Source organism: Gemmatimonas sp. (genome assembly GCF_044376735.1).
In the GTDB taxonomy this organism is placed as follows: domain Bacteria; phylum Gemmatimonadota; class Gemmatimonadetes; order Gemmatimonadales; family Gemmatimonadaceae; genus Gemmatimonas.
This window is the reverse complement of the sequence record NZ_JBILKJ010000215.1, coordinates 1-3,806: the sequence shown is the minus strand read 5'-3', so window position 1 is coordinate 3,806 and position 3,806 is coordinate 1. Positions and strand designations below refer to the sequence as shown.

3 protein-coding genes and 1 pseudogene are annotated in these 3,806 nt (G+C 66.8%); all 4 read left to right on the top strand.

Going from position 1 to position 3,806, the window contains the following annotated elements:
- A pseudogene (locus ACIRA7_RS15635) lies at positions 1–479 on the top strand (heme ABC transporter ATP-binding protein); the annotation flags it as partial.
- Positions 476–1,654, top strand: coding sequence for an ABC transporter permease (locus tag ACIRA7_RS15630; protein ID WP_396221767.1), 1,179 nt, complete (start codon positions 476–478; stop codon positions 1,652–1,654). The pseudogene ACIRA7_RS15635 and the gene ACIRA7_RS15630, both read left to right, overlap by 4 nt.
- Positions 1,651–2,526 (top strand): ABC transporter permease, encoded by an 876-nt coding sequence (locus ACIRA7_RS15625; RefSeq protein WP_396221766.1) that lies wholly within the window; start codon positions 1,651–1,653, stop codon positions 2,524–2,526. Before ACIRA7_RS15630 ends, ACIRA7_RS15625 begins: the two co-directional genes overlap by 4 nt.
- Positions 2,523–3,764 carry an MFS transporter gene (locus ACIRA7_RS15620; protein ID WP_396221765.1) on the top strand — a complete coding sequence of 414 codons (1,242 nt, stop codon included), beginning with the start codon at positions 2,523–2,525 and terminating at the stop codon, positions 3,762–3,764. The genes ACIRA7_RS15625 and ACIRA7_RS15620 overlap by 4 nt, the downstream gene beginning before the upstream one ends.
- The last annotated feature ends 42 nt before the right edge of the window (positions 3,765–3,806 follow it).

Genomic DNA, 3,806 nt, shown 5'->3' with positions numbered 1-3,806 from the left:
ATCGGCGCGGCCTGATTCTCGAGTACAGCATCGCCGACAATCTGGTGCTCGGTCGTCAGCATCATTTCGGATCGTTCGGCACGCTCGATACGGCGCGGATTGCCGCGAACGCCGTCGAACAAGTGCGGCGGTTCGACATCCGTCCGGCCATGCCGTCGCTGCCGGCGCGGGCGCTGTCGGGCGGCAATCAGCAGAAGATCGTGATCGCGCGCGAAATGGGCCGCGAGTTCAGCGTGTTGCTGGCGGCGCAGCCCACGCGCGGTGTGGACGTGGGGGCGATCGAATTCATTCACGCGCAGCTGCGGGCCGCGCGTGATGCCGGCAAGGGGATTCTCCTGGTGAGCGCCGACCTGCCGGAAGTGCTCGCGCTCTCCGATCGCATTGCGGTGATGTACGGCGGACGGTTCGTGACCGTACTGCCGGCCGCACAGTGCACCGCCGAGCAATTGGGTCCTTACATGACGGGAGCGGCGGTATGAGTACCGGACCAGCGACGCCGCCGCGTGAACAGCAGCGCGCCATGCAGAGCACCGGCGAAGTGCGCGCGATGGCCGAACTGCCGGCCCACGCCGGCATCGGATTGGCGGGCGGCTTCCTGCCGCCGTTGGTGGCGCTCGCCATTGCCGCCGTGGTGGGCGACCTGCTCATCCTGAGCTTCGGCGAAGCACCGAGCACCGTGTTCCGCTTGCTGGTGGAAGGCACGTGGGGCAACGCCTACGGCATCGGGCAGGTGCTGTACAAGACGACCACCCTGACCTGCACCGGCCTCGCGTTTGCGCTGGCCGGGCGTGCAGGGCTGTTCAATGTGGGGGCCGAAGGACAGCTCGCCGCCGGTGGCTTTGGTGCCGCGCTGCTCGGCATGCTGCTGCCCGCCGGCACGCCGGCGCTGATTGCCGTGCCGCTGTGTCTCTTGGCGGCGATGCTGGTCGGTGCCGGCGTCGGCGCGGTGCCCGGTGCGTTGCGCGCGAAGTTCGGCGCGAGTGAGGTGATCGTGACGATCATGCTCAACTTCATCGTGCTGGCGTTTCTCAACTGGATCGTGTCGGCCAAGCTGCATGTGCCGGAGACACTGCATACGCCGCCGATTGCCGCAGGAATGGTACCGCGCTTCGCCGACAGCTTTGCGGCGTTCCGCGGCAGCGCGGCGAACTTCACGATCGTGTTCGCGGTGCTCGCCGCGGTGGCGAGTTGGTGGTACCTGTTCCGCACCCGCAGCGGCTATGAACTGCGTGCAGTGGGGCTGCAGCCCGATGCCGCCGAGTACGGCGGCGTGCGCGTGCCCCGCGTGCTGCTGGTCACGATGTGTTTGTCGGGGGCACTCGCCGGACTGGGTGGCATGAACTTCGTGCTCGGCTACAAGGGCTACTACGAAGAGGGGTTCGCCGGTGGTGCGGGCTTCCTCGGTATCGCGGTCGCGCTGGTAGGCCGCAATCATCCCTTCGGCATTCTGGGTGCCGCGCTGCTGTTCGCCACGTTGTCGCAGGGCGGACTGGCGGTGAACGCCATCGTGCCCAAGCAGCTCACCGATATTCTCACGGCGGTCGTGATTCTGGCGGTGGCCACTGCGGTGCCCGAAGTCCAGAAGCAGCTACGGGCGGCGGCGGCCAACGTGACGGCGGCGTTCTACCGTGATGCGCGGAAGGGGGTGTCATGATTCTGCTCACTTTCCTGCTGCAGACGATTCGCATTGCGATTCCCTATCTGCTCGCGGCGGCCGGTGGTGTGATGTCGGAGCGCGTCGGGATCATCGCGCTCGGCCTCGAAGGCCTGATGCTGGCCGGCGCGTTCGGCGCCGCGCTGGGCAGCTACTACGGCGGCAACGCGTGGGCGGGGCTGGCGGGTGCGCTGGTAGCCGGCGCATTGGTCACGGCGGTGCTGGCAGTCGCCACGCTCCGCTTCAAAGCCAATCAGGTGGTGGTCGGGGTGGCGATCAACCTGTTGGTGGTGGCGGTCACGCGCTTCTATCTGCGGCGCATCTTCGACAGCGCCAGCAACTCACCGCGCGTGCCGGGCTTCGGCGGCGAGGGCGCCGGTGGCCTGTTTGCGAGCTTCGTGAATCCGGTGGTGTGGATGGGATTGGCCGCGCTTCCCGTGTTGGCATGGGTGCTGTATCGCACGCCATTCGGATTGCGCGCGCGGGCCGTGGGCGAGAAACCGGAAGCCGCGGCCACGTTGGGTGTCGCCGTGACCCGATTGCGCCTGCAGGGATTGCTGATCGCCGGGTCGCTGGCGAGTCTAGGCGGGGCCTACCTCGCGCTCGACCAGCACCAGTTCTCGGACAGCATGACGGCGGGTCGCGGCTTCATCGCGCTGGCCGCCGTGATCTTCGGACGCTGGGAGCCGGTGCGCGTGGCGGTGGCGTGCGTCCTGTTCGCCGGGGCCGAGACCCTGCAGATTCAGCTGCAGGGTTCGCAGCTGATTCCCAGTCAGTTCGTGGAGATGATTCCCTACGTGCTGACGATTATCGCCGTGGCGGGCGTCGTCGGACGGAGTGTCGCACCGGCGGCCTTGGGGAAGACGGAATGACCGGGGCGCACACCGAAGAGCATCCGATCGACGGCGGCAAGACCGCGTTCGGCAAGCTCACGGTGCTGATGGTGACGGCCTTCATCGACATGCTCGGCATGCTGATGATTCTGCCGTTGTTGCCCTTCTACGCGAAGAGTCTCGGCGCCGGCGGATTCGTGGTGGGACTGCTGGTGAGCTCGTTCAGCGTGGCGCAGCTGCTCAGCGCGCCGTTGTGGGGACGGTTCAGCGACAAGCACGGCCGGCGGCCGGCGCTGATGGTCGGGCTGGCATCGAGTGCCGTTGCCTATGTCGTTTTCGCCTACGCCGACTCGCTCTGGCTGCTGCTGCTGTCACGCATCGTGCAGGGCGCCGGTGGCGGTACGGTGAGTGTGATCCAGGCCTACGTGGCCGATGCCACGCGTCCGGAAGACCGCGCCAAGAGCCTCGGGTGGCTGTCGGCGGCGACCAATGCGGGCGTGGCGCTCGGTCCGGTGATCGGCAGCTGGGTGCAGCACTGGGGGCCACATACGCCGGGGCTGGTGGCGGCGGGATTGTGCCTCGTCAACATCGTGTTCGCGTCGAAGTACCTCACCGAAGTACGCAAGCCGTTGGCCGACAACGCCGACGGATCGAAGCCGGTGCGGAAGGGCTCGCGCGAAGCCGTGTTCCGCGTGCTGAGTCATCCCAGCGAGCCGGCGTCGCGACTGATTCTGATCTACGCCATCGCGATCGGCGCGTTCCAGGGTACCACCGCCATTCTCGCGCTGTTCCTGGCCGCGCGGTTCGGCGTCACGGCCGATACGATCGGCTACTTCTTCATGTACATCGGCGTGCTAAGCGTGGTGGTGCGGGCGCTGTTCCTGGGCAAGATCGTGGACCGTTTCGGCGAGGCGCGACTGAGCCGATACGGCGTGATCTTGCTTGCCGCCGGCCTGCTGGGGCTGTCGTTCTCGCGCGACTACGTGACGCTGGCACTGGCGGTAGGACTGCTGCCGCTGGGGACCGCATTCACGTTCCCGTGTGTGACCGCGATGCTGTCGCGGGTGGTGGCGGGATCGGAGCGCGGGTTGTACATGGGTGTGCAGCAAACGTACGGCGGGATCACGCGAGTCGGTTTTCCGATCGTGCTGGGGTTTGCGTTCGATACGTTCGGGATGCAGAGCCCGTTCTGGATCAGCGCGACGCTGGTGCTGGCGACGCTGCTGTTGGGGAGGGATATGGAGCTGTATGCTCCCCGGGTGATGAAGGCTTCTTAGGGCTTTGGGCTTTGGGCTTTGGGCTTTGGGCTTTGGGCTTTG